This is a genomic window from Streptomyces sp. MspMP-M5 (assembly GCF_000373585.1).
Classification (GTDB): Bacteria; Actinomycetota; Actinomycetes; order Streptomycetales; family Streptomycetaceae; genus Streptomyces.
Genome location: NZ_KB891918.1, coordinates 168,368 through 194,383, shown reverse-complemented (window position 1 = coordinate 194,383; position 26,016 = coordinate 168,368). Strand labels below are relative to the sequence as shown.

Below are 26,016 nucleotides of genomic sequence, written 5' to 3'. Positions count from 1 at the left end.
TGGCATGCTGGACGCGGGATCGAGGAAGGACGGCGGATGGCGACCGACACGGCAGGGCGGCGGCGGGCGGGGCGGGCTGCCGCGGCGGCGGGGCCGGAGGCCGCGGGGGCGGCCGAGGTGCGCCCCATGCGGGCCGATGCGCGCCGGAACTACGAGCGGCTGCTGGCCGAGGCCCGGACGGCGTTCACGGAGCACGGCACGGACACCTCGCTGGAGGACATCGCGCGCCGGGCCGGCGTCGGCATCGGCACCCTCTACCGCCACTTCCCCCACCGCACCGCCCTGATGGGTGCGGTCTTCCAGGGCGAGGTGGAGGCGCTGCTCGGCTACGCCCGGGAGCTGGCGGACGCCCCGCAGCCGTGCACCGCGCTGGTGGACTGGCTGCGCGCGCTGATCACGCACGCCGGCACCTACCGGGGCCTGTCGCGGGCGCTGATGACGGCGTCGGCGGACGAGAGTTCGGGGATGGCGCGGTGCCGCGTCCCGCTGAGCGAGGCGGGGGCAGCGCTGCTGACCCGGGCCCAGCAGGCCGGGGCGGTGCGCCGGGGCGTCGCCATCGGCGATCTGCTCCAGCTCACCAACGGCATCGCGCTGGCCGCCGAGGAGTCCCCGGACGATCCGGAGCTGGCCGACCGGCTGCTGACGCTGACCCTGCGCGGACTGAAGCCGGACCCGGCGGACCGGGATACGGAGGCGTAGGACCTGGCGCGTCAGGCCCCCGCCCGCCGTGCGGCGCCCGGCCGGGCCCGGTGCGGCGGCACCGGGCCGGACGACGCCACGGGCCCATCCGCCGGCGCCCGTGCCCGCGGCCGGTTCAGCGGCGCCGGGGCGCCAGGTCGGCCACCCGGCCGTCCCCGAGCGAGCCCGCCGAGCGCAGCTGCGGAGCCCCGGGCGCGGCGCCCGGGTGGTTGCGGCGCTGGCCCGGCAGCGGCACGTCCCGCCGTGGGTTCCGGCGCTCCGGCGGGGCGGCGTCCATGCCCGGCTGGGCCGGTGCCGCTCCGGTGAGCGAGCCGCTGGCGACGGCGATCTGGACGCCCTGGTCGGCCAGTGCCTGCAACTCGGTGGCGGCCCGGTCGTCGTGGGCGGGCGGTTCGTCGGTCACGAGCCGGGTGATGACGTCCGTCGGCACGGTCTGGAACATGGTGTCGGAGCCGAGCTTGGTGTGGTCGGCGAGCACCACCACCTCCCCCGCGGCCTGCACCAGCGCCCGGTCGACGCTGGCGGAGAGCATGTTGGAGGTGGAGAGCCCGCGTTCGGCGGTCAGGCCGCTGCCCGACAGGAAGGCGCGGGAGACCCGCAGCCCCTGGAGGGACTGTTCGGCACCGCTGCCGACCAGCGCGTAGTTGGAACCGCGCAGGGTCCCGCCGGTCATCACCACCTCCACGCGGTTGGCGTGGGCCAGGGCCTGGGCGACGAGGAGGGAGTTGGTGACGACGGTCAGGCCGGGGACCCTGGCCAGCCGGCGGGCGAGTTCCTGGGTGGTGGTCCCGGCGCCGACGACGATGGCCTCGCCCTCCTCGACGAAGCCGGCCGCGAGATCGGCGATGGCCGTCTTCTCGGCGGTCGCGAGGTGGGACTTCTGCGGGAAGCCGGACTCCCTGGTGAAACCTCCTGGTAGGACCGCACCGCCGTGCCGGCGGTCGAGCAGTCCCTCTGCCTCCAGCGCCCGCACGTCGCGCCGTACGGTCACTTCGGAGGTCTGGACGACACGGGCGAGCTCACGGAGCGAAACCGCTCCGTTTGCGCGCACCATTTCAAGGATCAGTTGGCGACGTTCTGCAGCGAACACGAAACTGACAGTAACGCCAACGACCGTCTGTTTTCAGCACGTTGCACCAATTAACGGAAGTTGTTCACACGGCGTCGCTTCACGTGGTATGCGGCATGCACATGCCTCGATCCCCGTTACCGTGCGTGTTCAAACCCGCTCGTTGCCTGGTCAGTTGCAGTGTTGGACGACCGACCGCGGACCCCGGTCCGAGGTGTCCGGTCATGCCCGTGAAGGACCGTTTCACCCCAAGTGCCCACCGTGGGCACAAATATTCCATGGTCCGGCTTGCGGGGCACCGGTCAGGCGCCGGCCGTCTTCCGGGTGTGCAGCTGCCGGGCGACCTCGGCGATCGATCCGGACAGCGACGGGTAGACGGTGAAGGCACTGGCGATCTGCTCGACCGTCAGGTTGTTGTCGACCGCGATCGAGATCGGGTGGATCAGCTCGCTCGCCCGCGGCGAGACCACCACACCGCCGACGACGATGCCGGTGCCGGGCCGGCAGAACAGCTTCACGAAGCCGTCCCGGATGCCCTGCATCTTGGCGCGCGGGTTGCGCAGCAGCGGCAGCTTCACCGCCCGGGCGTCGATCACGCCGTTGTCGACGTCGGCCTGGGAGTAGCCGACGGTGGCGATCTCGGGGTCGGTGAAGACGTTGGCGGAGACCGTCTTGAGGTTGAGCGGGGTGACCGCGTCACCGAGGAAGTGGTACATCGCGATCCGGCCCTGCATCGCGGCGACCGACGCCAGCGCGAGGACGCCGGTGCAGTCGCCCGCGGCGTAGACGCCGGGGGCGGTGGTGCGGGAGACCTTGTCGGTCCAGATGTGCCCGGAGTCCTTCAGCTTGACCCCGGCGCCCTCCAGGCCGATCCCCTCGGTGTTCGGGATGGAGCCCACCGCCATCAGGCAGTGCGTGCCGGAGATCGTCCGGCCGTCGGCGAGGGTGACCTCGACGCGGTCGCCCACCCGCTTGGCGGACTGCGCCCGGGAGCGCGCCATGACGTTCATCCCGCGGCGGCGGAAGACGTCCTCCAGCACGGCGGCGGCGTCCGGGTCCTCGCCCGGCAGCACCCGGTCGCGGGAGGAGACCAGGGTGACCCGGGACCCCAGCGCCTGGTACGCGCCGGCGAACTCGGCACCGGTGACGCCCGATCCGACGACGATGAGCTCCTCGGGCAGCTCGGTGAGGTCGTAGACCTGCGTCCAGTTCAGGATCCGCTCGCCGTCCGGCTGGGCGTCGGGGATCTCGCGCGGGTGGGCGCCGGTGGCGATCAGCACGGCGTCGGCGATCAGGCCCTCGGTGGAGCCGTCGGCGGCGGTGACCGTGACCTTGCGCGAGCCGTCCGGCGCCTGGCCCGGCTCCAGCCGGCCGCGGCCGCGCAGCACCCGGCCGCCGGCGCGGGTGACCGAGGCGGTGATGTCGTGGGACTGGGCCAGCGCCAGCCGCTTGACCCGTCGGTTGACCTTGCCGAGGTCGACCCCGACCACCCGCGCCGGACGCTCCTTGAACGGGGTGTCGTCCTCGACGATGATGCCCAGCTCCTCGTAGGAGGAGTCGAACGTCGTCATCACCTCGGCCGTGGCGATGAGGGTCTTCGAGGGGACGCAGTCGGTCAGCACCGACGCCCCGCCCAGACCGTCGCAGTCGACGACGGTCACCTCCGCGCCGAGCGAGGCCGCCACCAGGGCCGCTTCGTATCCGCCGGGTCCACCACCGATGATCACGATCCGAGTCACGTACTCCATTGTCCCGCACGCCCGACGGTGGCTCTCCCCCGGGGGCGCGGAGAGTGCCGGACGGGCGCCGGGCGTGTGCTCTCGCCAGCCGGTCGTACGAACCTCCGGTACCACGAGCCCAACGGGGAACCTCCCGTACCCTCGGAAGCATGTCGCTCTACGCCGCGTACGCCGGCAACCTCGACGCGCGGCTGATGTCCCGCCGCGCACCGCACTCGCCGCTGCGCGGCACCGGCTGGCTGAACGGCTGGCGGCTCACGTTCGGCGGGGAGCAGATGGGGTGGGAGGGCGCCCTGGCGACGGTCGTGGAGGACCCCGGGTCCCAGCTCTTCGTCGCGCTCTACGACATCGCCCCGATGGACGAGGAGTCGATGGACCGCTGGGAGGGCGTCGGCCTGGGCATCTACCGACGGATGCGGGTCCGGGCGCACACCCTCGACGGCGACGAGGCCGCCTGGATCTACGTCCTCAACGGCTACGAGGGCGGCCTCCCCTCGGCCCGCTATCTGGGCGAGATCGCCGATGCCGCCGAGTCCGCCGGCGCCCCGCACGACTACGTCATGGAGATCCGCAAGCGCCCGTGCTGACGCGGCCGCTCCGGCCCGGCCGCGACCGCGCCCGGAAGCCGTTTGGCAAAAGCCACAAGTCAACGCCCACAGGCCCGTGGGCAGCGACATCTACGCGCGTAGGGGATTACCGGCTACCCTCGTCCGCGTGAACGCATCTGTTACCCCGGACATCGACCCGAAGGGCGCCGCGGCCGCCGCGGCGGCCCGCCTCCGCGAGCTCACCGGCGCCGAGACCCACGACGTCGCCCTGGTCATGGGGTCGGGCTGGGCCCCGGCCGCCGAGGCCCTGGGCGCCCCCGAGCACGAGTTCCCGGTCACCGAGCTGCCCGGCTTCCCGCCGCCGGTCGTCGCCGGCCACGGCGGCAAGATCCGCTCGTACAAGATCGGTGAGAAGCGCGCCCTGGTCTTCCTGGGCCGCACCCACTACTACGAGGGCCGTGGGGTCGCCGCGGTCGCGCACGGCGTCCGCTCCGCCGTCGCCGCCGGCTGCAAGACCGTGGTGCTCACCAACGGCTGCGGCGGCCTGCGCGACGGCATGCGCCCCGGCCAGCCGGTCCTGATCAGCGACCACCTCAACCTCACCGCCACCTCCCCGATCGCCGGCGCCAACTTCGTCGACCTGACCGACCTGTACTCGCCGCGGCTGCGCGCGCTGTGCAAGGAGGTCGACGCGAGCCTGGAGGAGGGCGTCTACGCCCAGCTCCCCGGCCCGCACTACGAGACCCCGGCCGAGATCCGGATGCTCCGCACCATGGGCGCCGACCTCGTCGGCATGTCCACCGTCCTGGAGGCGATCGCCGCCCGCGAGGCCGGCGCCGAGGTCCTGGGCATCTCGCTGGTGACGAACCTCGCCGCCGGCATGACGGGCGAGCCGCTGAACCACGAGGAGGTGCTCCAGGCGGGCCGCGACTCCGCGATCGCGATGGGCACGCTGCTCGGCCAGGTCCTCAGCAAGATCTAGCCGCTTCCGACGGAACCGGCCCGGGCGGGGCCGGCCCGTCCCGCATCCTCCACACCGCACCCCCCACACCGCATCCACAGGCAGGAGCATCACGTGGCTACCGTTCCCGCGGAGCTGATCAGCCGGGCACAGGCGTGGCTGGCCGAGGACCCCGACCCGGAGACCCGGGACGAGCTGGCCGGCCTCATCGAGGCGGGCCGGCACGAGGAGCTGGCGGCGCGGTTCGCCGGCACCCTCCAGTTCGGCACCGCCGGGCTGCGCGGCGAGCTGGGCGCCGGCCCGATGCGGATGAACCGCTCGGTGGTCATCCGGGCCGCGGCCGGCCTCGCCGCGTACCTGAAGGGCAGCGGGCAGGACGGGGGCCTCGTGGTCGTCGGCTACGACGCCCGCTACAAGAGCGCCGACTTCGCGCGGGACACCGCGGCGGTGATGGTCGGCGCGGGCCTGCGCGCCGCGCTCCTGCCCCGCCCGCTGCCGACCCCCGTCCTGGCCTTCGCCGTCCGGCACCTGGGCGCGGTGGCCGGCGTCGAGGTGACCGCCAGCCACAACCCGCCGCGGGACAACGGCTACAAGGTCTACCTCGGCGACGGCTCCCAGATCGTCCCGCCCGCGGACGGCGAGATCGCCGACCGGATCGCCGCGGTCCGCTCCCTGGCCGACGTCCCCCGCCCGGAGACCGGCTGGGAAACCCTGGACGACTCCGTCCTCGCCGCCTACCTGGAGCGCACCGACGCCGTCCTCACCCCCGGCTCCCCCCGCTCCGTCGACGTCGTCTACACCCCCATGCACGGCGTCGGCGGCGACACCTTCACCGCCGCGTTCGCCCGCGCCGGCTTCCCGGCCCCGACGGTCGTCGCCGAACAGGCCGAGCCGGACCCGGACTTCCCCACGGTCGCCTTCCCCAACCCGGAGGAGCCGGGCGCGATGGACCTCGCGTTCGCCACCGCCCGAACGGCCGAACCGGACATCGTCATCGCCAACGACCCGGACGCGGACCGCTGCGCCGTCGCCGTCCCCGCCCCCGGGACGCCGGAGGGCTGGCGGATGCTGCGCGGTGACGAGGTCGGCGCGCTGCTCGCCGCGCACCTGGTCCGCAAGGGCGCGACGGGCACGTTCGCGACGACGATCGTCTCCTCCCAGCTCATGTCCCGTATCGCGGCCGGCGCACAAGGGGCCGGGTACGAGGAGACACTGACCGGCTTCAAGTGGCTGGCCCGGGTGGACGGCCTGCGCTACGCCTACGAGGAGGCGCTGGGCTACTGCGTCGACCCCGAGGGCGTCCGCGACAAGGACGGCATCACCGCCGCCCTGCTCATCACCGAACTGGCCGCCGAGCTCAAGCAGTCCGGCCGCGCCCTCTCCGACCTCCTCGACGAACTGGCCGTGGAGTTCGGCCTGCACGCCACCGACCAGCTCTCGGTGCGGGTCACGGACCTCTCCCTGATCGCCGACGCGATGCGCCGCCTGCGCGCCGAGCCGCCGACGGCCCTGGCGGGCCTGGAGGTCACCCGCGCGGACGACCTCAACGAAGGCAGCGCCGCCCTCCCCCCGACCGACGGGCTGCGCTACTACCTGGCGGGCGCCCCGGCGGACGGCATCGAGGCGGCCCGCGTCGTGGTCCGCCCCAGCGGCACCGAGCCCAAGCTCAAGTGCTACCTGGAGGTCGTCGTACCGGTGGCCGACGCCAACGGCCTGCCGACCGCCCGCACCAAGGCGACCGCCACCCTGACGGCCATCAAGAAGGACCTGTCGGCGGCGGCAGGAATCTGACGCCCGGTCAGACGATTGCGTGACGAGGGCCGGACTCCCGACGGGGGTCCGGCCCTCGCCTGTTGTCCAGACGCACGACGGCCGCACCTGTCGCCATCCCCCTGCAAGTGGCCAGGGGTACCGTTCTGTTGTCGCCATGCAGAACGGAGTTATGCATGTCACCCCCTGATGACGACCACATCGGTGCGCGCATTGCCGACCACCGCAAGCTGCGCCAACTGACACAAGCGGGCCTCGCGCAGCGCGCCTATGTCTCACGCGGCACGATCGCGAAGGTGGAGGCGGGGCTGACACCCGCCACCCCCGCCATCGTTGCCGCCGTCGCGAGAGTCCTCGAAGTCGACGTCGCGGTGCTCAACGGCCAGCCGTATATGTCAGAGATGCGGCAGGACCGTCTCGACCGGATGATCGCCCCGCTTTCCGATGCGCTGGACCTGTACGACCTCGGGCCAGACCCCGATATCACCCCCAGGCCCGTGGCGGTGTTGGAGGCCGAAGTAGACGCACTGTGCGCCGGCGCCTGCGCCACGGAATACAGGGGGGTTGGTTCAAAACTACCCGGGCTTTTGGGCGAGTTGACGACAGCATTCGGCCTGCTTCCCATCGGTAGTGACCGCCAACGCGTGGCATCCGCCCTGAGCTGGTCCTATTGGGTCGCCTACGAATTCGCCTACAGACTGGGCTACCACCAACTCGCTTCCATCTCGCTGGAGCGAATGGGATGGATGGCGGAACAAGCGCAAGATCCCCTGTTGCTCGCCATCCGGCTGAACAAGCGCAGCAGCATGCTTCTGCGCAGGGGAAACAACCAGATGGCGCTGAAGGTTCTCGAACGCGGCCACCACCTGGTCAAGCAGCACGACGACAGTGCGTCGATACCGGCCTTGGCCGTCTCCGGGAGCCTGCATCTGGCCGGTGCAATCGCCGCGGCCCAGGCCAGGAACGAGAACGCTGTCGAGGGCTATTTGGAGATGGCGCGACAAGCCGCCACACAGATCGGCCGGGACGTGCCCCGCACGTACTGGGCTTCGTTCGGCACAACGAACGTTGCCCACTTTGAAGTCGCCACCGCTGTGGAGTTGGGAAAGCTGGGCGACGCGGTCAAGGCCGCTCGACAGCTGCATTTTCCCGCCGAACACCCCCGCATGAGGGTAGGTCGGTATTACATCGAAATGGCGCGCGCGTACGCGCAGATGGGCAAGGCGGAGGCAGCCGAGAAGTCCTTGCACCGCGCAAGGGAGGTTGCGCCCCAGCAGGCTCGGTATCACCCGCTGATGCGGGAGACGATCGCCGTACTGGTGCGTCGGCAGCGCCGGGCGCCACAGGGGCTGGCATCGCTGGCCGCTTGGATCGGCATGTAGCCCGGAGCCGTTGACGTGTACCCCTGGTTACGGCCCGAGTGTTCCTCGTTCGGGAACACTCGGGCCTTCACATGTCGGCAAGCTGTTACGCGCAAGACCCCCGCGGCCGCGTCGCGTGCGACCCGGGGGCGCGGCCCATCAACCGTCTGGGGGTTGACGAACATGACCCAACATATCCGAACGCTCTTCGAACCGCTCTTGCGCTGGTTACTGCCCGGCCGGGGCTGCCATCGCGCCGTCCCCACCCGCCCTCGTGCGGCGGGCGCGAATGCCTTGCAGCGCGAGCGGCACCGGACACTGTGGCTGGCCGTACACGGCATCGACGCCCGGCCCCGCCGGATTCACGGTGTGAAGGTGGCGGCGTGACCAACTCCATGGACACCGCCCGGCTGTTGCCGTGGGCCAGCCCGGACGGGAAGCCGTGCTATCTCCTCGGCGGAACCGGCACCGGGTACGTCTCCCGCCTCGCCGACAAGGTGGAGGCGGAGCAGATGCACGCGGCGGCCGAACTCATCGAGGACGCCGGAGACATCCTCGCCGCCCGGTCATGGACACCCGGCGAAATCCACCTACTGGCCGTCGAGTTGAACGACCACCTGGCCAAGGTGCACCGGGTGGCGGAGAGCCGGGGCGCCCGCCTGCTCCTGCTGGAAAACGATCCCGACACGGACGACGAGGACGATTCAGGTCGAGGAATTCCTGCTGCGTCGACCATGCACCTCAAACTCGCGCAAGTTCGTGCAAGTTCGGTGTGGCGCGGGATGAGGTGGGGGCAAGCTCGCACACAGAGATCATCTTCAGTGAACGAGGAGATCACCGTGACACTGCACATGCTCGGGAAAGACCCCAACTCCCAAGAGGGCAAGTCCGCGACCGTCTACTACGACGACGTGAAGGACCGATACTTGGTCCAGGGCCTGAAGGTACTCGACGACGAACGGCTGTCACAGATGGACCTCCCGGACCACGAGGCCGTCGTAGAGATTCCGAAGTACATGGTCAAGTTCTTCCCGGAGGTGAACGATGGCGGAGGAGCCGACGTTTGAGGAGTTGTTCCAGCAGGCCAAGCACTCCGCCGTGCACCTGGAGATGCGGGATGGCTATATGCGATCCGACCCGGATTTCGTCTCCTGGTCGCAGGACCCTCGCAGCATTCCGGCGAAGCGTGACCCGGACTCGCGTCCGTGGCTGTCGCTGATGAAGGAGATCACAAGCCGCGGCGTTTCCGTTCGCCGCGCTCGAATCTTCTCGGAGCCGATGAGCGACTACGTCCGCTTCGAACACCATCTGACGCCCAGCAATGTGGGGGCCGGTGAACAGGTTCGCTGGTTGCCACGCCGCAGGGCATCTGATCTGGCGCTCCCCGGCAACGACTTCTGGCTGTTTGACGACAGCCTCGTGCTGTTTCTGCACTTCACGGGGGACGGCGAGCTGTCCCCGGAGGGCGATGAGGAACGTACGGCCACCCCTTCAGTAGTGCGCCTCTGCTCCACGGCCTTCGAGGCTGTGTGGGACAGAGCGATCCCGCACGAGGAATACACGCCGGTGTGAACCGCTGACTAGGCTCACCAGCTGTGTCCCAACCGTCGCCGCCATCCAGCGTTCGGCAGGCCAGGGAGGCGCTCGGGAAGCGTCTCCGAGAGATCCGTATGGACTCCGGCCTGACGGCTCGCGCCCTGGCGGCGGCGGCAGGGTGGCACGAGTCGAAGAGTTCCCGACTAGAAAACGGCAAGACCCCGCCGTCCAATGAGGACATTCGGGTCTGGACGCGCATCTGCCACGCAGAAGACCAGGCCGCGGACCTCATCGCAACGGCTCGCGGCATCGAGGGCATGTACGTCGAGTGGCGCCGCTTGGAGAGCGCCGGGCTGAAGCGTGTCCAAGAGTCCGTGCTCCCGCTGTTCGAGCGCACCCGCTGGTTCCGCTTCTACCAGTCTCAGGTCATCCCCGGCCTGCTCCAGACCCAGGACTACACCAGGGCGATCCTCCATACGGTCGTCGCGCTGCGAGACGTCCCCGACGATGTCGAGGATGCCGCGTCAGCTCGCATGAGTCGCCAACGAGTGCTTCACACCGGTGGACGCCGGTTCAGCTTCCTCATCGAGGAATGGGTCCTTCGCTCGGTCATCGGCAGCCCGGCCACGATGGTCAACCAGCTCGGGCATCTCCTTGGCATGACTGCCACTCCCTCGCTGAGTCTTGGCGTTATCCCCATGGGTGTCGTACGGGGTAACGCATGGCCGAGCGAATCCTTCTCCATGTACGACGGCAAGCGGGTCTCCTGCGAACTGGTATCTGCCAGCCTGACCGTGACGCAACCGAGCGAAATCGCCGAGTACGCCAGGACATTCACCGAACTCGCCGGCATCGCCGTCTACGGAGCGCCCGCCAGGAAGCTCATCACCTCGGCGATCGATGCCCTCGGGTGAAGGCGCGCAAGTTCGTAGAAGCTCGTTGAGCCTGGGTTTCCATCCTCCGTACCTTCGGGACAACGAGGCCCCGGCTGCGGAAACCTGGACAGTCGAGCAGCCGGGGCGGGTGACCACCCGCAGGGAATCCCCTGCGGCCTACGGGGTCATGCCCTCGACAGTACGGCGGCGTGGCCCCTCGCGAAAGAGGAGGTTGATCGATGAGCGTCGAAGCCGTCGAGACGTACCAGACGCGCACTCCCGACGCCGCAGGCTGGCGCGGGATCCCGTTCCGCCACCCGGACGGCATGGAAGCGGACGGCGGCAAGCACGACGGCGGGCCCATGCCTCCGGAGGCACCGCGCGACCCGCAGCCCAGTGGCGGAGACAGCGACCGGAAGTAGCTCACGCACACGTCACGTGATCAAGCCCCGCCCGGTTGCCGACGGAACCCGGTTGTCCACAGACAGACAGGGGCAGCCGGGCGGGGAACCGACGCCGGGAGGGCGGTGCCGCGCCCTACAGCGCCACCATCACCGCCAACCCCACCGCCCCCGCCAGGGCCGGGGCGAGGATCGCGTACGACCAGCGGATCTGGGGGGCGCCCTGGGCGGTTTCCCGGCCGGTCGCGCGTTCCTTGATCTCGTGGAGTTCGGCGAGGGTCTGGTCGGCCATTGCCTTCGGGGCCGGGCCGGCGTCAGCGTGGAGGCCGAAGCGGGGGCGGTTCGCGCCCGGGCCGCGGGACGCCTGGCGGGCCGCCTTCTTGCGCTGGCGGAGGGAGACCGGGACGGCCCAGAGCTGGTACTTGCCACCGCCGTTCACGAAGACCTCGGCCGAGAAGCGCGCACGCAGGTCCTCGACGGCGGCCCAGGGCAGGGTGATCGTCCGGAACGGGTTGCGCACCAGCAGCCGGTCCTCGTTCGCCCGGACCAGCGGGCGGAGGGAGAAGGCGGCGACCAGGGGCACCACGAGGAGCAGCGCGAAGGCCGCGGTGAGCTTGGTGTGGACGGTGCCGCGCAGCAGCGCGTCGCCGCCGAGCCACAGGCCGAGCAGGATGAGCAGCACGCCGCCGGCGAGGGCCGCCGGCGGGCGGTAGCTGCGTTCCGCGTACTGCGGGCGGGACGAGGTGGACGGTTCCGGGCGCGTCATGCCGCCGATTCTGCCCGACCGTCCGGATGCCGGACATTGCGTTACGGCATCGATGCGATCGATGCGGGGGCGCGAGCCGCCCGCCGCCCGCCCCGCGGATACGGCCCTCCGAGACGGCCCTCCGAGCGGCCCTACGCGTCCCGGGGCAGCAGGTCGGCGTAGACGATGATGTTGTCCGGGCGGTGGCCGTCGCGGAGGTCGCCGCCGCAGGTGATCAGGCGGAGTTCGGGGCGCGTGGTGTTCCCGTAGACCTGCCGGGTGGGGAAGTGCGCCTTGTCCACCTGCTGGAGGGCGCGGACGGCGAAGGCGGCGGTGGTGCCGTCCGCCCGGTCCACGAGGATCCGGTCCCCGGGCCTGATCCGGGCGACGTCCTTCATGACGGCGGGGCCCTCGGCGGTGTCGTAGTGGCCGATGAGCACGGCGGGGCCGGTCTCGCCGGGGGTGACGCCCCCCTCGTACCAGCCGATGCGGTCGGCGTCCCGGACGGACGGCACCTCGACCGTGCCGTCCGCGGCGAGGCCGAGATGCAGGACGGGACCGGTGTCGAGGCCCGCGGCCGGGATCCGTACGCGGACGGGTGCGGCGGCGGGCATCGGGGACGCCGTCGCGGTCTTCGAAGGCGCGGCGGGGACGGCCTGCGAGGCGATGTGGACGGGCGGCACGCCGTTGGCGGGCCCGTCCTCCTCCGTCAGGCCGATGACGAGCAGCGTGCCGCCGAGCGCCAGCGCGAGCAGGCAGGCCGCCAGAGCCCGGCGGCCTGCCCGGCGCCCCTGCGGGCCACGGCTCACCCCTGCGAACCCGCGTCCTGGCGGCGGCGCAGCACCGCGATCGCGATGCCCGCGGCGCCGGCCGAGGCGAAGGCGCCGCCCGCGAGGACCAGGGTGTGGCCGGAGTCACCGACACCCTCGGCACCGGCCGCGACCGAACCGTTGGGCACGACCTTGGTCTGGCCGCCGGTGGCCTTGACGTCGGAGACGGTGGCCTTGACGTCCGAGACGGTGGCGGCGGTCGCGGTGGCAGTCCCGGCGGTCGCGGTGGCGGGCTTGGCGCCCGTGCCGGTCACCTTGCCCACCGGGATCGAGCAGCCCTGCGGGGCCGTGGTGGCCATGCAGTCCTTGCGGTGGCCGGTGTGCTGGGCGCCGGCGGGCTTGGCGCCGCCCGACTTGCCGCCGCCCGGCTCGGCGGACCGGGGCAGGGCGTACGTCTTGGTGCCCTGGGGGCCGGTGACCTGGAGCTTGGGGGCGCTGCCGTCGGCGCCGAGGAGGCGCAGGGTCATCCCGTCCAGGGAGGCGGTGCGGTGTCCCCGGTCGAGGAGGTCGATGACCCGGACGATGTAGGTGTCGCCGGGCTTCCACTGGGGGCCGACGTAGCGGATCCACGCCTCGGGGCCGCCGGCGGCCGGGTCGTTCCGGAGGACGGCCACATAGCCCTTGCCTATGTAGACGGGCTGCCCGGCGTAGCGGTCGGAGGCCGGCAGCTTGGCGGCGGGCTTGACGGGGGCGGGGGCGGTCTTGGCCGGGGCTGCCGTGGCGTCCGTCCCGACGGCGGCGGGGGTGCCGCCGTCGGCCCCGGTCTGGGCGGCGAACGCCCCGGAGGCCGGACCGAGGACGGCGGCCGCGACCGCGGCGGAGGTCGCGGCGACGCGAAGGGCCCGGCCCCGGCGCGAGAACATGGAGGACATCGGCAACTCCCCGTTTGCTATGTCGGGTTGGGCGAAGAGAGCGCGGACCGCCCCGGTGACCCTGGTCGTCGATCCCTCGGGCAGCGCGACAGAAGAAACACTAGTGATCTTGCTTGATGGTGTTCCCACGGGGCAGTAACAGATTGCCCACAGAAACCCATCCGTCCGGTTTCTTCCCCTTCACGACCCTCCCCCCCTGGCGGCAGGAACGGCGAAATCCAGGGGGTGACAGGAAGCTACGCGCGTAGATATGCTCCCCTCGTGACCATGCCCACCACTGTTCCCGCATACGGCAAAGAGGCCGCGGGGCGCCTGGTATCGATGGCGGACGTGACCGCCTCGGACGGGGCGCTGCGCCGCTTCCTGCACGGACTCCCCGGCGTCGACGCGGTAGGGCTCCAGGCCCGCGCCGCCACGCTCGGCACCCGCTCGATCAAGACCTCGGCGAAGGCGTACGCCATCGACCTCGCCATCTCGATGATCGACCTGACGACGCTCGAAGGCGCGGACACCCCCGGCAAGGTCCGGGCGCTGTGCGCCAAGGGCGTCCACCCCGACCCCACCGACCGCACCACCCCCAAGGTCGCCGCGATCTGCGTCTACCCGGACATGGTCGGAGTCGCCAAGGAGGCGCTGGGCGACTCCGGCATCCACGTCGCCTCGGTCGCCACGGCCTTCCCGGCCGGCCGGGCCGCGCTGCCGGTCAAGCTGGCCGACACCCGGGACGCGGTGGCCGCCGGCGCCGACGAGATCGACATGGTGATCGACCGGGGCGCCTTCCTCTCCGGCCGCTACCTGGAGGTCTTCGAGGAGATCAAGGCCGTGAAGGAGGCGTGCGCCCGGCCCGACGGGAGCGCCGCACACCTGAAGGTCATCTTCGAGACCGGCGAGCTGCAGACCTACGACAACGTCCGCCGGGTCTCCTGGCTGGCGATGCTGGCCGGCGCCGACTTCATCAAGACCTCCACGGGCAAGGTGGCGGTGAACGCCACGCCCCCGGTCACGCTGCTGATGCTGGAGGCAGTGCGGGACTTCGCCGCCGCGACCGGCGTGCAGGTCGGCGTCAAGCCGGCCGGCGGCATCCGGACGACCAAGGACGCGCTCAAGTACCTGGTGATGGTCAACGAGACGCTGGGCGAGGAGTGGCTGACCGCCGACTGGTTCCGCTTCGGCGCGTCCAGCCTCCTCAACGATCTGCTGATGCAGCGTCAGAAGCTCAGCACCGGCCGGTACTCCGGCCCCGACTACGTCACGGTGGACTGACCATGACCTTTGACTACGCACCGGCGCCGGAGTCGCGCTCCGTCGTGGACCTCGCGCCCTCCTACGGGCTCTTCATCGACGGCGAGTTCGCCGACGGCGCGGGCGGCGGTCTGCGCAAGACCGTCTCGCCGGCCACCGAGGAGGTGCTGGCCGAGTACACCCAGGGCACCGAAGAGGACGTCGACCGGGCCGTGCAGGCCGCCCGCAAGGCGTTCGAGAAGTGGTCGGCGCTGCCCGGCGCCGAGCGCGCCAAGTACCTCTTCCGGATCGCCCGGATCATCCAGGAGCGCTCGCGCGAGCTGGCCGTCCTGGAGACGCTGGACAACGGCAAGCCGATCCGCGAGTCGCGGGACGCCGACCTGCCGCTGGTGGCCGCGCACTTCTTCTACTACGCGGGCTGGGCGGACAAGCTCGGCCACGCGGGCTTCGGTCCGGACCCGAAGCCGCTGGGCGTCGCCGGCCAGGTCATCCCCTGGAACTTCCCGCTGCTGATGCTGGCGTGGAAGGTCGCCCCGGCGCTGGCCTGCGGCAACACCGTCGTGCTGAAGCCGGCGGAGACCACGCCGCTGTCGGCCCTCTTCTTCGCGGACATCTGCCGCCAGGCCGGGCTCCCCAAGGGCGTCGTCAACATCGTCACCGGTGACGGCTCGACCGGCGCGGCGCTGGTGGCCCACCCCGGCATCGACAAGGTCGCCTTCACCGGCTCCACCGAGGTGGGCAAGGCGATCGCCCGCACGGTCGCCGGTACGGACAAGAAGCTCACCCTCGAACTGGGCGGCAAGGCGGCCAACATCGTCTTCGACGATGCGCCGATCGACCAGGCCGTCGAGGGCATCGTCAACGGGATCTTCTTCAACCAGGGGCACGTGTGCTGCGCGGGCTCCCGGCTGCTGGTCCAGGAGTCGGTCCAGGACGAGCTGCTGGACGCGCTCAAGCGCCGGATGGCGACCCTGCGGGTCGGCGACCCGCTGGACAAGAACACCGACATCGGCGCGATCAACTCCGCCGAGCAGCTGTCCCGGATCACCGAGCTGACCGCGGCGGGCGAGGCCGAGGGCGCCGAGCGCTGGTCCCCGGCCTGTGAACTGCCGGGCTCCGGCTACTGGTTCGCCCCGACGCTGTTCACCGGCGTCACCCAGGCGCACCGGATCGCCCGCGAGGAGATCTTCGGCCCGGTGCTGTCGGTGCTGACCTTCCGCACGCCGGAGGAGGCGGTGGCCAAGGCCAACAACACGCCGTACGGCCTGTCGGCGGGCATCTGGACGGAGAAGGGCTCCCGGATGCTGTGGATGGCGAACCAGCTGCGCGCGGGCGTCATCTGGTCCAACACGTTCAACAAGTTCGACCCGGCCTCGCCGTTCGGCGGTTACAAGGAGTCGGGCTTCGGTCGCGAGGGCGGCCGGCACGGTCTGGAGGCGTACCTCAGTGTCTGATCGTTTGAGCGTTCTCAAGACCTACAAGCTGTACGTGGGCGGGAAGTTCCCGCGTTCCGAGAGCGGCCGGGTGTACGCAGTGACCACAGCAACATCAGCCGCTGACGCGGCGGGAAAGAACGGCCGGTGGCTGGCCAACGCCCCGCTGGCCTCCCGCAAGGACGCGCGGGACGCGGTGGTCGCCGCCCGCAAGGCGTTCGGCGGCTGGTCGGGCGCCACGGCGTACAACCGCGGGCAGATCCTCTACCGCGTCGCGGAGATGCTGGAGGGCCGCCGGGAGCAGTTCGCCGCCGAGGTGGCGGACGCCGAGGGGCTGTCGAAGGCCAAGGCCGCGGCGCAGGTGGACGCGGCGATCGACCGCTGGGTCTGGTACGCGGGCTGGTCCGACAAGGTCGCCCAGATCGCCGGGTCGTCGAACCCGGTCGCGGGCCCGTACTTCAACCTCTCCGCGCCCGAGCCGACCGGCGTGGTGGCCGTGCTGGCGCCCCAGGAGTCGTCGTTCCTGGGCCTGGTCTCGGTGCTCGCCCCGGTGATCGTCACCGGCAACACGGCGGTGGTCGTGGCGTCCGAGCGGGCCCCGCTGCCGGCGCTGTCGCTGGCCGAGGTGCTGGCCACCTCGGACCTGCCGGGCGGGGTGGTCAACCTCCTCTCCGGCCGTACGGCGGAGCTCGGCGCGCCGCTCGCCGCCCACCAGGACGTCAACGCCCTGGACCTGACGGGCGCCGGCGCCGACCTGGCGAAGGAGCTGGAGACCGCGGCGGCCGACAACCTCAAGCGGGTGCTGCGCCCACGGGCTGCCGACTGGTCCGCCGACCCGGGCACCGACCGGCTGCTGGCCTTCCTGGAGACCAAGACGGTCTGGCACCCGATGGGGGTCTGACGTCCTGCCGGCCCCCGTCCGGGCCGGCAGGACGAACGGCGCGGGACCTCGCCCTCGGGGCGGGTCCCGCGCCGTCGTGCGTCCAACGGGGCGGCGGCGGTCCGTCAGCCGGGCAGTACCCGCATCGCGGTGCCGGTCACCGGCAGGGTCCGCAGCGAACCGCCCTTGGTGACCGGGTCCGTGACCTGCTTGGTGCTCACCGACTTGAAGTCGGCGACCTGGGTGCCGACGCCGTTGTCCAGCGGATCGACGCCGGTGTGCGACATCGGGTCCAGCTTGAGGTTCTTGACGGGGGCCAGGCCGCGGCCCGTGGAGTCCGTCATCGCGCGGGCCAGCGCCTGGCCCACGACGCCGTCGTCCGCCGCGGGCTTCTCCTTGGCCGTGCCGGCCGGCACGGGGGCGGCCGCGCTCGCCGCCGCCGCACCGCCCGAGAGTGCGGCGCCGGCCGCGGAGATCACCAGCCCGGCGCGCAGCAGACCGCGGGGGACGCGGCTGGGCCTGGGACGTGCGTGGGAGGGCATCTGTGCCACCTGCCTGTGGTTCGGGAGCGGAGCGGATGCGCGGGTGCGCCACCGGCCGCGCGGGCCGGATTCCGTCCATCTGGGTAATCGTTCGACTGCGTAGAGTAGTTGAGCGGTGGCGGGGGTTCCACCTCGCGCGCCAGGGGTACCTCCCACGGCGCAATGCCCGACAATGAGTGCCCGTGAACTCCCATTCGCCCGCCCGGCCGTCCTCGCCCGCCCGCGTCCTCCTGCTGACGGGCCCGTCCGGCTCCGGGAAGACCTCCCTGGCCGCCGTCACCGGCCTGCCGGTCCTCAATCTCGACGACTTCTACAAGGACGGCACGGACCCGTCGCTGCCCCAACTGCCCGACGGCGGCGGCGCGGACTGGGACTCGCCGCTCTCCTGGGACGCGGACGCCGCGGTCGCGGCCATCGAGGAGCTGTGCCGCGCGGGGCGGACCACGGTGCCGTCGTACGACATCGCGGCCAGTGCCCGGACCGGCGCCGCGGAGCTGGCGCTCGACGGGGCGCCGCTGTTCATCGCGGAGGGCGTCTTCGCCGCCGACGTCATCGGGCGGTGCCGGGAGGCGGGTCTGCTGGCGGACGCGCTGTGCCTGCGCGGGCGGCCCACCACCACCTTCCGGCGGCGGCTGGCGCGGGACCTGCGGGAGGGCCGCAAACCGGCGGTGTATCTGGTGCGGCGGGGTCTGCGGCTGCTGCGCGACGAGCGGACGATCGTGGCCCGGCTCACCGCGCTGGGCGCCCATCCGTGCGCGCGGCCGGAGGCGCTGGACCGGATAGCGACGGCACGGACGGCGGGACTGGCGGGGGCCGCGGTGCGGTCCTGAGCCCCGGCCCGGCCCGGTGCCGCACACGGACGAGCGGGCTCGGACAGACCCCCCGGCCGCCCGAACCCGCTCGCTTCCCCGTGTTCCCCCGTTTGCCCCCGTGTTCCCCGTACCCCCCTCGGGCTCTCCCCCCGGATCCCCCTCGGGCCTTGCTCCCCCGTTTACTCCCGTCCTCAGGCGACCAGTGCGCCGAAGGACTCCTCCTCGTCACGGCCGAAGCTGAGGACCTCGTCCTCGCGCAGTCGGCGCAGCGAGCGCCAGATGCTGGACTTCACCGTGCCGACACTGATGTTGAGGATGTCCGCGATCTCCGGGTCCGTACGGCCCTCGTAGTAGCGCAGCACCAGCATGGTGCGCTGCGTCTCGGGCAGCCGGGCCAGCGCCTGCCACAGGACGGCGCGCAGCTCGGTGCCGCGCATGGCGTCCGCGTCGGCGGCGGTCTCGGGCAGTTCCTCGGTCGGGTACTCGTTGAGCCTGCGCCGGCGCCAGGCGCTGATGTGCAGGTTCGTCATGGTGCGGCGCAGATAGCCGCCGAGCGCGGCCTTGTCGCTGATCCGGTCCCAGGCCCGGTAGGTCGAGAACAGTGCGCTCTGGAGCAGGTCCTCGGCCTCGTAGCGGTCACCGGTCAGGTGGTAGGCGGTGGCGTACAGGGAGGCGCGGCGCTCCTGGACGTAGGCGGTGAAGGCCGCTTCGGCCTCGGCCGCCTCCGTCGCGGTGCGCCGGTCCCCCGTCTCCCTGTACTCCGCTCCCCCGTCGGCGCTCTCCTGGCCCCCGTTTCCCCCGTTGGGCCCCTTGGGCACCACCACCGCGTCAACGGCCACCATGTAGGGCGGCCGCTGACGCCCGGTGCCGCGGGAGCACCCCCGCCCTCCCGCAGCGCCGGACTTCTCGCGCCCGATGTCGTGGAGGCGCGTGACGACTGCGCCGGAAGTCGTGCCGTGCAGAGTGTTCATCGCGCTGCCCCCCGTCGGTCGAGCCAGTTCGTTCGGTGTGTCCCGGTCGGGATCCCGCCTCGGCGGTGTTGATCTCTCCCGGCTGACCAAAAGACTGCCAAGCCAGTTTCATCGCGTTGTCCGTCGTCTGTCACAGACGTGTCACAGGGCCTGTGGCGGTCCGGCGTGGCTGCGTCACCCGGTCCGAGCCCGTCCGAGCCCGTCCGGCCCGGCACGTGGCGGCACCCGGAGGCCACCGGTCGTTCTCCCCGCGTCCCATGCGCCAGAATGGCGGACGTGCCTTTCCTGTTGCTGATCGAGGACGACGACGCCATCCGCACGGCCCTCGAACTCTCGCTGTCCCGCCAGGGTCACCGTGTGATGACCGCGGCGACGGGCGAGGACGGCCTGAAGCTGCTGCGCGAGCAGCGGCCGGACCTGATCGTGCTGGACGTCATGCTGCCGGGTATCGACGGTTTCGAGGTGTGCCGGCGGATCCGCCGGACGGACCAGCTGCCGATCATCCTGCTCACCGCGCGCAGCGACGACATCGACGTGGTGGTGGGGCTGGAGTCCGGTGCGGACGACTATGTCGTCAAGCCGGTGCAGGGCCGGGTGCTGGACGCCCGGATCCGGGCGGTGCTGCGGCGCGGGGAGCGGGAGTCCAGCGATTCGGCGACGTTCGGCTCGCTGATGATCGACCGGTCGGCGATGACCGTCACCAAGGACGGCAAGGATCTGCAACTGACCCCGACCGAGCTGCGGTTGCTGCTGGAGCTGAGCCGGCGGCCCGGTCAGGCGCTGTCCCGGCAGCAGCTGCTGCGGCTGGTGTGGGAGCACGACTACCTCGGTGACTCGCGGCTGGTGGACGCCTGTGTGCAGCGGCTGCGCGCGAAGGTGGAGGACGTGCCGTCCTCGCCGACGCTGATCCGTACGGTCCGCGGCGTCGGCTACCGACTGGACGCGCCCCAGTGACGGCAGGCACCCCGCAGGGCGGCGGGACCGGGGAGGAGCACGGGCAGGGGCAGGGCGGTACGCCGGTCGGCGGCCGGCTGGTGCGGCTGCTGCGCCGGGCCGCGGGTCTGCTGCGGCTGACGAGTCTGCGGCTGCGGCTGGTCGTGGTGTTCGCGCTGGTGGCCCTGACCGCGGCGGTCTCGGCGTCCGGGATCGCGTACTGGCTCAACCGCAACACCGTCCTGGACCGTACGCAGAACGCCGCCCTGAAGGACTTCCGCAAGTCCCTGGAGGACAACACCCGCACGCTGCCGCTGCGTCCGCGGTGCGCCGAACTCCAGGACGCGGCACGGCAGATGGCGGCCGGTCCGCAGAACTACACGGTGCTGCTGATCGGCGTGGACCGCGAGGGCAAGGAGTGCGCGGCCACCACCGACAAGGACCTGCTGACGCTCGCGGTGGTCCCGCAGTCGCTGCGCAACGCCGTCGACCAGGTGCGCCCGGTCGACGAGAACAACCACGCCGCGCACCACCTGTACTGGCAGCGCAAGGAGGTCGGGGACGTCCCGTACCTCGTCGCCGGGGCGAAGGTGATCGGCGGCGGGCCGACCGGCTACATGATGAAGTCGCTGTCCACCGAGCGGCAGGACCTGACGTCGCTGGGCTGGTCGCTGGGGATCGCCACCGCGCTGGCGCTGGTCGGCTCGGCGCTGCTGGCGCAGGCCGCCGCGACGACCGTGCTGCGGCCGGTGCAGCGGCTCGGTTTCGCGGCGCGGCAGCTGGGCGAGGGACGGCTGGACACCCGGCTGCGGGTGACCGGCAGCGACGAACTGGCGGATCTGTCGCGCACGTTCAACCGCGCCGCGGAGCAGCTCCAGCAGCGGGTCGAGGAGCTGAGCGGGCGGGAGGCGGCGTCCCGCCGGTTCGTCGCCGACATGTCGCACGAGCTGCGGACGCCGCTGACGGCGATCACCGCGGTCACCGAGGTGCTGGAGGAGGAGGCGGACTCCCTCGACCCGATGATCGCGCCGGCCGTGCAGCTGGTGGTCAGCGAGACCCGGCGGCTGAACGACCTGGTGGAGAACCTCATGGAGGTCACCCGCTTCGACGCGGGGACGGCCCGGCTGGTGCTGGACGACGTCGACGTGGCCGACCAGGTGACCGCCTGCATCGACGCCCGGGCGTGGCTGGACGCGGTGGAGCTGGACGCCGACCGCGGCACGATGGCCCGTCTGGACCCGCGCCGGCTGGACGTGATCCTGGCGAACCTGATCGGCAACGCCCTCAAGCACGGCGGTTCGCCGGTGCGGGTGTCGGTCCGCACGGAGCCGACGGAGGGCGCGCCCGAGGAGGCCGGGGCCGGGTCGCCGGACGAGTCCGCGGCCGGGGCACCGGCCGGCGGCGAGCTGGTGATCCGGGTGCGGGACCACGGCCCCGGCATCCCCGAGGAGGTGCTGCCGCACGTCTTCGACCGCTTCTACAAGGCGAGCGCGTCCCGGCCGCGCTCCGAGGGCAGCGGCCTGGGCCTGTCGATCGCGCAGGAGAACGCGCACATCCACGGCGGCCGGATCAGCGCCGCCAACGACCCCGAGGGCGGCGCGGTGTTCACCCTGCGCCTGCCGCGGGACGCCTCCCGGCTGGCCGACGGCGACGGGCCGTCCACAGGCGGCGAGCGGCCCGGGGACGAGGGCGCGGAGGGCCGGCGATGATCCGCCGCGGTCGGGCGCGGTCCGCCGCGCGGCGCGCCGCGGCGGTGGCCGTCCTGGCGCTGGCCGCGGCGGGCTGCGGGATCCGCGGCACGTCCGTCCCGGTCGACGCGGGCGACGCGCCGTCGCGGGTGAGCTGCCAGGCGCCGAGGCCGGACGCCTCGGCGGCGCAGCGGGCCACGGTGTATCTGGTGTGCGGCTCGTCGCTGGCCACGGTGGAGCGGGCGGTGGGGCGGCCGCAGGGGACGCCGGGGGCCGCGGTCCGGCTGCCGGCCGCCCGGACGCTGCTGGCCGAGCTGCAGAAGCCGCCGACGGCCGAGGAGGCCCGGGCCGGGTTCAGTACCGCGGTGCCCAGGGCGCTGCGGGTGGACGGGCCGCGGGCCGGGGACGCGCCGGAGGCGCTGCGGCTGTCCGTCGAGCCGGACGACCTGCCGTCGTTCGCGCTGGCGCAGCTGGTGTGCACCTTCGGCCGGAGCGCCGCGCTGGGCCGTACCGGGGGCGCGCTGCTGGGCGGCCCGGACGACGGGGCGCCGCACCGCTACGACTGCTCGCCGGACGTGCAGGCCAACCCCGACGTCGCCGAGCGCGCGGGCTGGGGCCTGTGGTGAACCTCCCGCCCCTGAGCGCTTCCGTGCACGACGGGCGCGACGGGGCGGAACCGCGGCCCCCGCTACCGGCGTCCTGGCCAGTGTGCAGCGTCATGGCCCCGGCAGCCCCGGCAGTACCGTCGCCCCCCGTTTGCGCGCCACCGGGGTTCTCCTCCTCGTGGCGCATCTGCTGATCGTCGGCTGGCTGACGCTGCGTCCCCGTACGGTGCCGTGGGTTCCGGCCGCGAATCTGGAGCCGCTGGCGTCGATCCACGCCCAGCTGGTGCGGGGCGGCTGGCCGGCGGTGTGGCACCTGGGGGCGCCGGTGCTGCTGCTGGCGCCGCTGGGGGTGCTGCTGCCGCTGGCCGGCGGGCGACTGAACGTTTCCCCGCTAGGTTCGATGGCCCGTACGGTCTTCGCCGGCGCGATGGTCTCGCTGACGATCGAGCTGCTGCAGACCGCCGTGCCGGGCCAGGTGCCGGACGTCGACTCGGTGCTGCTGAACACGCTCGGGGTGGCGCTGGCGCATCTGCTGATCGTCCCCGGGGCCCGGTCGCGGCTCCGCCGGCAGGACGAGCGGCTCAGGGGTGCGACCCCGAGAATCCCCAGGGTCGGTCTGACCCCGCAGGCTGACGTTTTCTCCGGCGGCCGGACCTACTTTTGAGGCATCGGGGCAGCCGCCCCGGATCGTCGAGAAGGAGTAGCCCGTCATGGCCGCCGCACTGGTCCGACCCGTCAAGAACCGCATGATCGCCGGTGTCTGCGCCGGCCTCGCCCGCCGCTTCGGGACGTCCCCGGCGACGATGCGAGTGATCTTCCTGCTCTCCTGCCTGCTGCCCGGTCCGCAGTTCCTGGTCTATCTGGCGCTGTGGATACTCCTCCCCTCGGAGGATCGGTCGCACGACGCCGCGGCCTGGTAGGCGCGCGCCCGGCCCCGGACACGGCGATGCCCCGACCCGTACGGGATACCGCGTACGGACCGGGGCGGACCTGGGGTGTCCCCTGAGGGACGGCGCGGGCCTGGTCAGCGGATGGGGAGCTTGACCGCCTCGGCGGGCAGGCCACCGAGCAGCGGCGCGTTGCCCCGGCTGTTCATGTGGGCCTTGGGGACGACGCCCCCACCGCCGCCGTTGCTGGTGGCCCCGGAGATGGTCCGGGTGGCGTCCTTCACGGGCAGGCTGTGCAGCACGCCGTTGGTGTCGATCGAGTTGCCCACCGGGGCGGCGGAGGCCGTGCCGGCGGCGGTGGCGGCGATGGCGGCGCCGAGCGCGACGGCACCGAGAGTCTTGACCGTTCCCTGCTTCATTGCATTACGTCCTCGTGCTGGGGGCTTGACCGGCTAGGAAACCTAGTGATTCCGCCGCCGCGGCCGCAAACACCCCCAGGGTGTGGGGAAACGGCCGGTGGACAATCCACCGGCCGTTGCGCTAGGCACCGTCAAGATCTTGCTTACTGCCCGTCAGACTCCGTGCTGGCAGCGGGAGTTGCGGCCGACTGGCGAAAGAGCCATTCCGAGCGCAATTCCGCATATCCGGGCTTGATGACGTCATTGATCATGGCCAGACGTTCATCGAAAGGAAGGAAAGCAGACTTCATACCATTGACCGTGAACCACTGGAGATCGTCGAGGGTGTAGCGGAACGTCCGGACCAGGTGCTCGAATTCGCGGGACATGGTCGTGTCGCTCATCAGGCGGTTGTCGGTGTTGACCGTGCAGCGGAACTGCAGCCGACGCAGCAGCCCGATGGGGTGCTCCGCGTACGAGGCGGCGGCCCCGGTCTGGAGGTTGGAGGTCGGGCACAGCTCCAGCGGGATGCGCTTGTCCCGGACGTAGGACGCTAGCCGCCCGAGGGTGACCGACCCGTCCTCGGCGACCTCGATGTCGTCGATGATGCGGACGCCGTGGCCGAGCCGGTCGGCGCCGCACCACTGGAGCGCCTGCCAGATGGACGGCAGGCCGAATGCCTCGCCGGCGTGGATGGTGAAGTGGTTGTTCTCCCGCTTGAGGTACTCGAAGGCGTCGAGGTGGCGGGTGGGAGGGTAGCCGGCCTCGGCGCCCGCGATGTCGAAGCCGACCACGCCCAGGTCGCGGTAGCGGTTGGCGAGTTCGGCGATCTCCAGGGCGCGGGCGGCGTGCCGCATCGCGGTGAGCAGGGCGCCGACGCGGATCCGGTGGCCGTTGGCGCGGGCCCGCCGCTCGCCCTCCCGGAAGCCCTCGTTGACGGCCTCGACGACCTCTTCGAGGCTCAGGCCGGCCTCCAGGTGCTGCTCCGGCGCGTAGCGGACCTCGGCGTAGACGACGCCGTCCGCCGCCAGGTCCTCGGCGCACTCGGCGGCGACCCGGAAGAGCGCCTCGCGGGTCTGCATGACGGCGCAGGTGTGCGCGAAGGTCTCCAGATAGCGTTCCAGCGAGCCGGAGTCGGCGGCCTCGCGGAACCAGACCCCGAGCTTCTCGGGGTCGGTCTCCGGGAGTCCGCTGTAGCCGGTGTCACGGGCCAGATCGACGACGGTGCCGGGGCGCAGCCCGCCGTCGAGGTGGTCGTGGAGCAGCACCTTGGGTGCGCGGCGGATCTGTTCTGCGGTCGGGAGGTTGCTGAACTCGCTCGTCATTTCCGCACTGTAGACCCTACGCGCGTAGATCTCACCGAACGATACGTAACAGTGACCCGTCCGCAGGGTGGACAGCACGCCGCGTTCTGCCATCGTTCTCGTCGTGACTCCTCCGATGGCTCAGCAAGCGCTGCCGGTGCGCGAGGCCCGGCTGGGAAAACCGCTGGGAGCGGGCGGCACGGACCGGACGGTGAACGCCGTCGCCCTCCTTCTCCCCGGGTGCGGACCGAACGGGCTGCGCCGGCCGTCGCCGGTACCGGCCCTGGCCGTCCGCCCGCTGGCCGCCCGGCTGGCGCGGGCCGGCCGCCCGGAGGGCCTGGCCGCCCACGTGGTGCACTACCGCTGCCGCGGCTGGAACGGCACCGCGGCGCACCCGGCGCAGGACGCCGCCTGGGCCGTCGACGAGGTGGTCCGCCGCTACGGCGACGTCCCGGTCGCGCTGGTCGGCACCGGTATGGGCGCCCGCGCCGCCCTGCACGCCGCCGGCCACCCGGCCGTCCACGCCGTACTGGGCCTGGCGCCCTGGCTCGCCGATCCGTGCCAGTACGGCACCGCCCCCGACCCCGTGAAGCAGCTGATCGGCCGCCAGGTCCTGCTGGTCCACGGCACCAACGACGAACGTGTCGACCCCGACCTCTCCTACCGCTACGCCCAGCGCGCCAAGAAGATCAACCGCGACACCTGCCGCTTCGAGGTCCACTCCGACGGCCACTCGCTCCACCAGCACCGCTCCGAGGTGCACGCCCTCGCCACCGACTTCCTCCTCGGCGCCCTGTTCACCCACGCCTACGCCCGCCCCGTCAAAGACGCCCTCGCCGCTCCCCCACCCCTGGGCCTCCGCATGCCCCTGGCCTCCGGCTTCGGCACCTCCCTCCGCCACTGAGGCCCCCGGCC

28 protein-coding genes are annotated in these 26,016 nt (G+C 72.0%); 19 read left to right on the top strand and 9 right to left on the bottom strand.

What is annotated here, in order from left to right:
* Nucleotides 1-36 precede the first annotated feature (36 nt).
* Complete coding sequence (locus tag B073_RS0129945) at nucleotides 37-699, top strand: TetR/AcrR family transcriptional regulator (RefSeq protein ID WP_018541770.1); 663 nt, start codon at nucleotides 37-39, stop codon at nucleotides 697-699.
* Between the two features lie 115 nt (nucleotides 700-814).
* Here B073_RS0129945 and B073_RS0129940 read toward each other — a convergent pair whose 3' ends face one another.
* Complete coding sequence (locus B073_RS0129940) at nucleotides 815-1,789, bottom strand: DeoR/GlpR family DNA-binding transcription regulator (RefSeq protein WP_078508242.1); 975 nt, start codon at nucleotides 1,787-1,789, stop codon at nucleotides 815-817.
* Nucleotides 1,790-2,070: 281 nt separating this feature from the next.
* Nucleotides 2,071-3,516 carry an NAD(P)H-quinone dehydrogenase gene (locus B073_RS0129935; RefSeq protein ID WP_018541768.1) on the bottom strand — a complete coding sequence of 482 codons (1,446 nt, stop codon included), beginning with the start codon at nucleotides 3,514-3,516 and terminating at the stop codon, nucleotides 2,071-2,073.
* Between the two features lie 140 nt (nucleotides 3,517-3,656).
* Between B073_RS0129935 and B073_RS0129930 the strand changes: the two genes are divergently transcribed.
* The 8 genes from B073_RS0129930 (at nucleotide 3,657) to B073_RS0129890 (ending at nucleotide 10,980) form a co-directional block, all read left to right on the top strand.
* Nucleotides 3,657-4,094, top strand: a complete 438-nt coding sequence (locus B073_RS0129930) for a gamma-glutamylcyclotransferase (protein ID WP_018541767.1) — start codon at nucleotides 3,657-3,659, stop codon at nucleotides 4,092-4,094.
* 127 nt (nucleotides 4,095-4,221) lie between these two features.
* On the top strand, nucleotides 4,222-5,037 hold the full coding sequence (locus B073_RS0129925) for a purine-nucleoside phosphorylase (RefSeq protein WP_018541766.1): 816 nt from the start codon (nucleotides 4,222-4,224) through the stop codon (nucleotides 5,035-5,037).
* 93 nt (nucleotides 5,038-5,130) lie between these two features.
* Entirely contained in the window at nucleotides 5,131-6,807 is a 1,677-nt protein-coding gene (locus tag B073_RS0129920; protein ID WP_018541765.1) for a phospho-sugar mutase, read from the top strand.
* Nucleotides 6,808-6,962: 155 nt separating this feature from the next.
* Nucleotides 6,963-8,168 carry a helix-turn-helix domain-containing protein gene (locus B073_RS0129915; protein ID WP_018541764.1) on the top strand — a complete coding sequence of 402 codons (1,206 nt, stop codon included), beginning with the start codon at nucleotides 6,963-6,965 and terminating at the stop codon, nucleotides 8,166-8,168.
* 362 nt (nucleotides 8,169-8,530) lie between these two features.
* Complete coding sequence (locus B073_RS49110; RefSeq protein ID WP_018541763.1) at nucleotides 8,531-9,214, top strand: hypothetical protein; 684 nt, start codon at nucleotides 8,531-8,533, stop codon at nucleotides 9,212-9,214.
* A complete protein-coding gene (locus B073_RS0129900; protein ID WP_018541762.1) occupies nucleotides 9,192-9,719 on the top strand; it encodes a DUF6879 family protein in 528 nt (175 codons plus the stop codon). The genes B073_RS49110 and B073_RS0129900 overlap by 23 nt, the downstream gene beginning before the upstream one ends.
* A 23-nt stretch (nucleotides 9,720-9,742) precedes the next feature.
* Entirely contained in the window at nucleotides 9,743-10,597 is an 855-nt protein-coding gene (locus B073_RS0129895; RefSeq protein WP_026247859.1) for a helix-turn-helix domain-containing protein, read from the top strand.
* 200 nt (nucleotides 10,598-10,797) lie between these two features.
* Nucleotides 10,798-10,980, top strand: coding sequence for a hypothetical protein (locus B073_RS0129890; RefSeq protein WP_018541760.1), 183 nt, complete (start codon nucleotides 10,798-10,800; stop codon nucleotides 10,978-10,980).
* A gap of 115 nt (nucleotides 10,981-11,095) precedes the next feature.
* Here the strand turns inward: B073_RS0129890 and B073_RS0129885 are convergent, their stop codons facing one another.
* The 3 genes from B073_RS0129885 to B073_RS0129875 form a co-directional block, all read right to left on the bottom strand.
* Entirely contained in the window at nucleotides 11,096-11,725 is a 630-nt protein-coding gene (locus B073_RS0129885) for a PH domain-containing protein (RefSeq protein WP_018541759.1), read from the bottom strand.
* Nucleotides 11,726-11,856: 131 nt separating this feature from the next.
* The gene (locus B073_RS0129880) at nucleotides 11,857-12,513 is read right to left on the bottom strand and encodes a class F sortase (protein ID WP_018541758.1); all 657 of its coding nucleotides are present in this window, start codon (nucleotides 12,511-12,513) and stop codon (nucleotides 11,857-11,859) included.
* A complete protein-coding gene (locus tag B073_RS0129875) occupies nucleotides 12,510-13,406 on the bottom strand; it encodes a hypothetical protein (protein ID WP_026247858.1) in 897 nt (298 codons plus the stop codon). Before B073_RS0129875 ends, B073_RS0129880 begins: the two co-directional genes overlap by 4 nt.
* Nucleotides 13,407-13,673: 267 nt before the next feature.
* On the opposite strand from B073_RS0129875, the gene deoC reads away from it, so the two are divergent.
* Genes deoC through B073_RS0129860 form a run of 3 tightly spaced genes read left to right on the top strand, consistent with a single transcriptional unit; the run spans nucleotide 13,674 to nucleotide 16,982 of the window.
* Nucleotides 13,674-14,669 carry a deoxyribose-phosphate aldolase gene (deoC, locus tag B073_RS0129870; protein WP_199788213.1) on the top strand — a complete coding sequence of 332 codons (996 nt, stop codon included), beginning with the start codon at nucleotides 13,674-13,676 and terminating at the stop codon, nucleotides 14,667-14,669.
* 2 nt (nucleotides 14,670-14,671) lie between these two features.
* Nucleotides 14,672-16,102 carry an aldehyde dehydrogenase family protein gene (locus tag B073_RS0129865; protein WP_018541756.1) on the top strand — a complete coding sequence of 477 codons (1,431 nt, stop codon included), beginning with the start codon at nucleotides 14,672-14,674 and terminating at the stop codon, nucleotides 16,100-16,102.
* Nucleotides 16,095-16,982 carry an aldehyde dehydrogenase family protein gene (locus tag B073_RS0129860; RefSeq protein ID WP_026247856.1) on the top strand — a complete coding sequence of 296 codons (888 nt, stop codon included), beginning with the start codon at nucleotides 16,095-16,097 and terminating at the stop codon, nucleotides 16,980-16,982. Before B073_RS0129865 ends, B073_RS0129860 begins: the two co-directional genes overlap by 8 nt.
* A gap of 104 nt (nucleotides 16,983-17,086) precedes the next feature.
* Here B073_RS0129860 and B073_RS0129855 read toward each other — a convergent pair whose 3' ends face one another.
* Nucleotides 17,087-17,503: a hypothetical protein gene (locus tag B073_RS0129855; RefSeq protein ID WP_018541754.1), complete on the bottom strand. Its 417-nt coding sequence runs from the start codon at nucleotides 17,501-17,503 to the stop codon at nucleotides 17,087-17,089.
* Nucleotides 17,504-17,685: 182 nt separating this feature from the next.
* Between B073_RS0129855 and B073_RS0129850 the strand changes: the two genes are divergently transcribed.
* Nucleotides 17,686-18,333: a uridine kinase family protein gene (locus B073_RS0129850; RefSeq protein ID WP_018541753.1), complete on the top strand. Its 648-nt coding sequence runs from the start codon at nucleotides 17,686-17,688 to the stop codon at nucleotides 18,331-18,333.
* A gap of 173 nt (nucleotides 18,334-18,506) precedes the next feature.
* On the opposite strand, the gene B073_RS0129845 is transcribed toward B073_RS0129850, so the two are convergent.
* Nucleotides 18,507-19,286, bottom strand: coding sequence for a SigE family RNA polymerase sigma factor (locus B073_RS0129845; protein WP_018541752.1), 780 nt, complete (start codon nucleotides 19,284-19,286; stop codon nucleotides 18,507-18,509).
* Nucleotides 19,287-19,562: 276 nt separating this feature from the next.
* Between B073_RS0129845 and afsQ1 the strand changes: the two genes are divergently transcribed.
* The 5 genes from afsQ1 (at nucleotide 19,563) to B073_RS0129820 (ending at nucleotide 23,432) form a co-directional block, all read left to right on the top strand.
* Nucleotides 19,563-20,240: a two-component system response regulator AfsQ1 gene (gene afsQ1, locus B073_RS0129840; RefSeq protein ID WP_199788211.1), complete on the top strand. Its 678-nt coding sequence runs from the start codon at nucleotides 19,563-19,565 to the stop codon at nucleotides 20,238-20,240.
* Nucleotides 20,237-21,928 carry an ATP-binding protein gene (locus B073_RS0129835; RefSeq protein WP_018541750.1) on the top strand — a complete coding sequence of 564 codons (1,692 nt, stop codon included), beginning with the start codon at nucleotides 20,237-20,239 and terminating at the stop codon, nucleotides 21,926-21,928. The genes afsQ1 and B073_RS0129835 overlap by 4 nt, the downstream gene beginning before the upstream one ends.
* Nucleotides 21,925-22,533, top strand: coding sequence for a hypothetical protein (locus B073_RS0129830; RefSeq protein WP_018541749.1), 609 nt, complete (start codon nucleotides 21,925-21,927; stop codon nucleotides 22,531-22,533). Before B073_RS0129835 ends, B073_RS0129830 begins: the two co-directional genes overlap by 4 nt.
* A gap of 130 nt (nucleotides 22,534-22,663) precedes the next feature.
* Nucleotides 22,664-23,176 carry a VanZ family protein gene (locus tag B073_RS0129825; protein WP_202487792.1) on the top strand — a complete coding sequence of 171 codons (513 nt, stop codon included), beginning with the start codon at nucleotides 22,664-22,666 and terminating at the stop codon, nucleotides 23,174-23,176.
* A gap of 46 nt (nucleotides 23,177-23,222) precedes the next feature.
* Nucleotides 23,223-23,432, top strand: coding sequence for a PspC domain-containing protein (locus B073_RS0129820; RefSeq protein WP_018541747.1), 210 nt, complete (start codon nucleotides 23,223-23,225; stop codon nucleotides 23,430-23,432).
* A 104-nt stretch (nucleotides 23,433-23,536) separates the two neighbouring features.
* Here B073_RS0129820 and B073_RS0129815 read toward each other — a convergent pair whose 3' ends face one another.
* Both B073_RS0129815 and B073_RS0129810 read right to left on the bottom strand, forming a co-directional pair.
* A complete protein-coding gene (locus tag B073_RS0129815; protein WP_018541746.1) occupies nucleotides 23,537-23,818 on the bottom strand; it encodes a hypothetical protein in 282 nt (93 codons plus the stop codon).
* Nucleotides 23,819-23,961: 143 nt separating this feature from the next.
* Nucleotides 23,962-25,122 carry an adenosine deaminase gene (locus B073_RS0129810; RefSeq protein ID WP_018541745.1) on the bottom strand — a complete coding sequence of 387 codons (1,161 nt, stop codon included), beginning with the start codon at nucleotides 25,120-25,122 and terminating at the stop codon, nucleotides 23,962-23,964.
* 115 nt (nucleotides 25,123-25,237) lie between these two features.
* Between B073_RS0129810 and B073_RS0129805 the strand changes: the two genes are divergently transcribed.
* Entirely contained in the window at nucleotides 25,238-26,005 is a 768-nt protein-coding gene (locus tag B073_RS0129805; protein WP_018541744.1) for an alpha/beta hydrolase, read from the top strand.
* Nucleotides 26,006-26,016: the final 11 nt, after the last annotated feature.

Excerpts from the sequence above, each read along its gene's own strand:
- B073_RS0129945 (WP_018541770.1), top strand. The coding sequence starts at position 37 with ATGGCGACCGACACGGCAGGGCGGCGGCGGGCGGGGCGGGCTGCCGCG.
- B073_RS0129935 (WP_018541768.1), bottom strand. The coding sequence starts at position 3,516 with ATGGAGTACGTGACTCGGATCGTGATCATCGGTGGTGGACCCGGCGGA.
- B073_RS0129930 (WP_018541767.1), top strand. The coding sequence starts at position 3,657 with ATGTCGCTCTACGCCGCGTACGCCGGCAACCTCGACGCGCGGCTGATG.
- B073_RS0129915 (WP_018541764.1), top strand. The coding sequence starts at position 6,963 with ATGTCACCCCCTGATGACGACCACATCGGTGCGCGCATTGCCGACCAC.
- B073_RS0129900 (WP_018541762.1), top strand. The coding sequence starts at position 9,192 with ATGGCGGAGGAGCCGACGTTTGAGGAGTTGTTCCAGCAGGCCAAGCAC.
- B073_RS0129890 (WP_018541760.1), top strand. The coding sequence starts at position 10,798 with ATGAGCGTCGAAGCCGTCGAGACGTACCAGACGCGCACTCCCGACGCC.
- B073_RS0129885 (WP_018541759.1), bottom strand. The coding sequence starts at position 11,725 with ATGACGCGCCCGGAACCGTCCACCTCGTCCCGCCCGCAGTACGCGGAA.
- B073_RS0129875 (WP_026247858.1), bottom strand. The coding sequence starts at position 13,406 with ATGTCCTCCATGTTCTCGCGCCGGGGCCGGGCCCTTCGCGTCGCCGCG.
- deoC (WP_199788213.1), top strand. The coding sequence starts at position 13,674 with ATGCCCACCACTGTTCCCGCATACGGCAAAGAGGCCGCGGGGCGCCTG.
- B073_RS0129865 (WP_018541756.1), top strand. The coding sequence starts at position 14,672 with ATGACCTTTGACTACGCACCGGCGCCGGAGTCGCGCTCCGTCGTGGAC.
- B073_RS0129855 (WP_018541754.1), bottom strand. The coding sequence starts at position 17,503 with ATGCCCTCCCACGCACGTCCCAGGCCCAGCCGCGTCCCCCGCGGTCTG.
- B073_RS0129845 (WP_018541752.1), bottom strand. The coding sequence starts at position 19,286 with ATGAACACTCTGCACGGCACGACTTCCGGCGCAGTCGTCACGCGCCTC.
- B073_RS0129830 (WP_018541749.1), top strand. The coding sequence starts at position 21,925 with ATGATCCGCCGCGGTCGGGCGCGGTCCGCCGCGCGGCGCGCCGCGGCG.
- B073_RS0129820 (WP_018541747.1), top strand. The coding sequence starts at position 23,223 with ATGGCCGCCGCACTGGTCCGACCCGTCAAGAACCGCATGATCGCCGGT.
- B073_RS0129815 (WP_018541746.1), bottom strand. The coding sequence starts at position 23,818 with ATGAAGCAGGGAACGGTCAAGACTCTCGGTGCCGTCGCGCTCGGCGCC.
- B073_RS0129810 (WP_018541745.1), bottom strand. The coding sequence starts at position 25,122 with ATGACGAGCGAGTTCAGCAACCTCCCGACCGCAGAACAGATCCGCCGC.
- B073_RS0129805 (WP_018541744.1), top strand. The coding sequence starts at position 25,238 with ATGGCTCAGCAAGCGCTGCCGGTGCGCGAGGCCCGGCTGGGAAAACCG.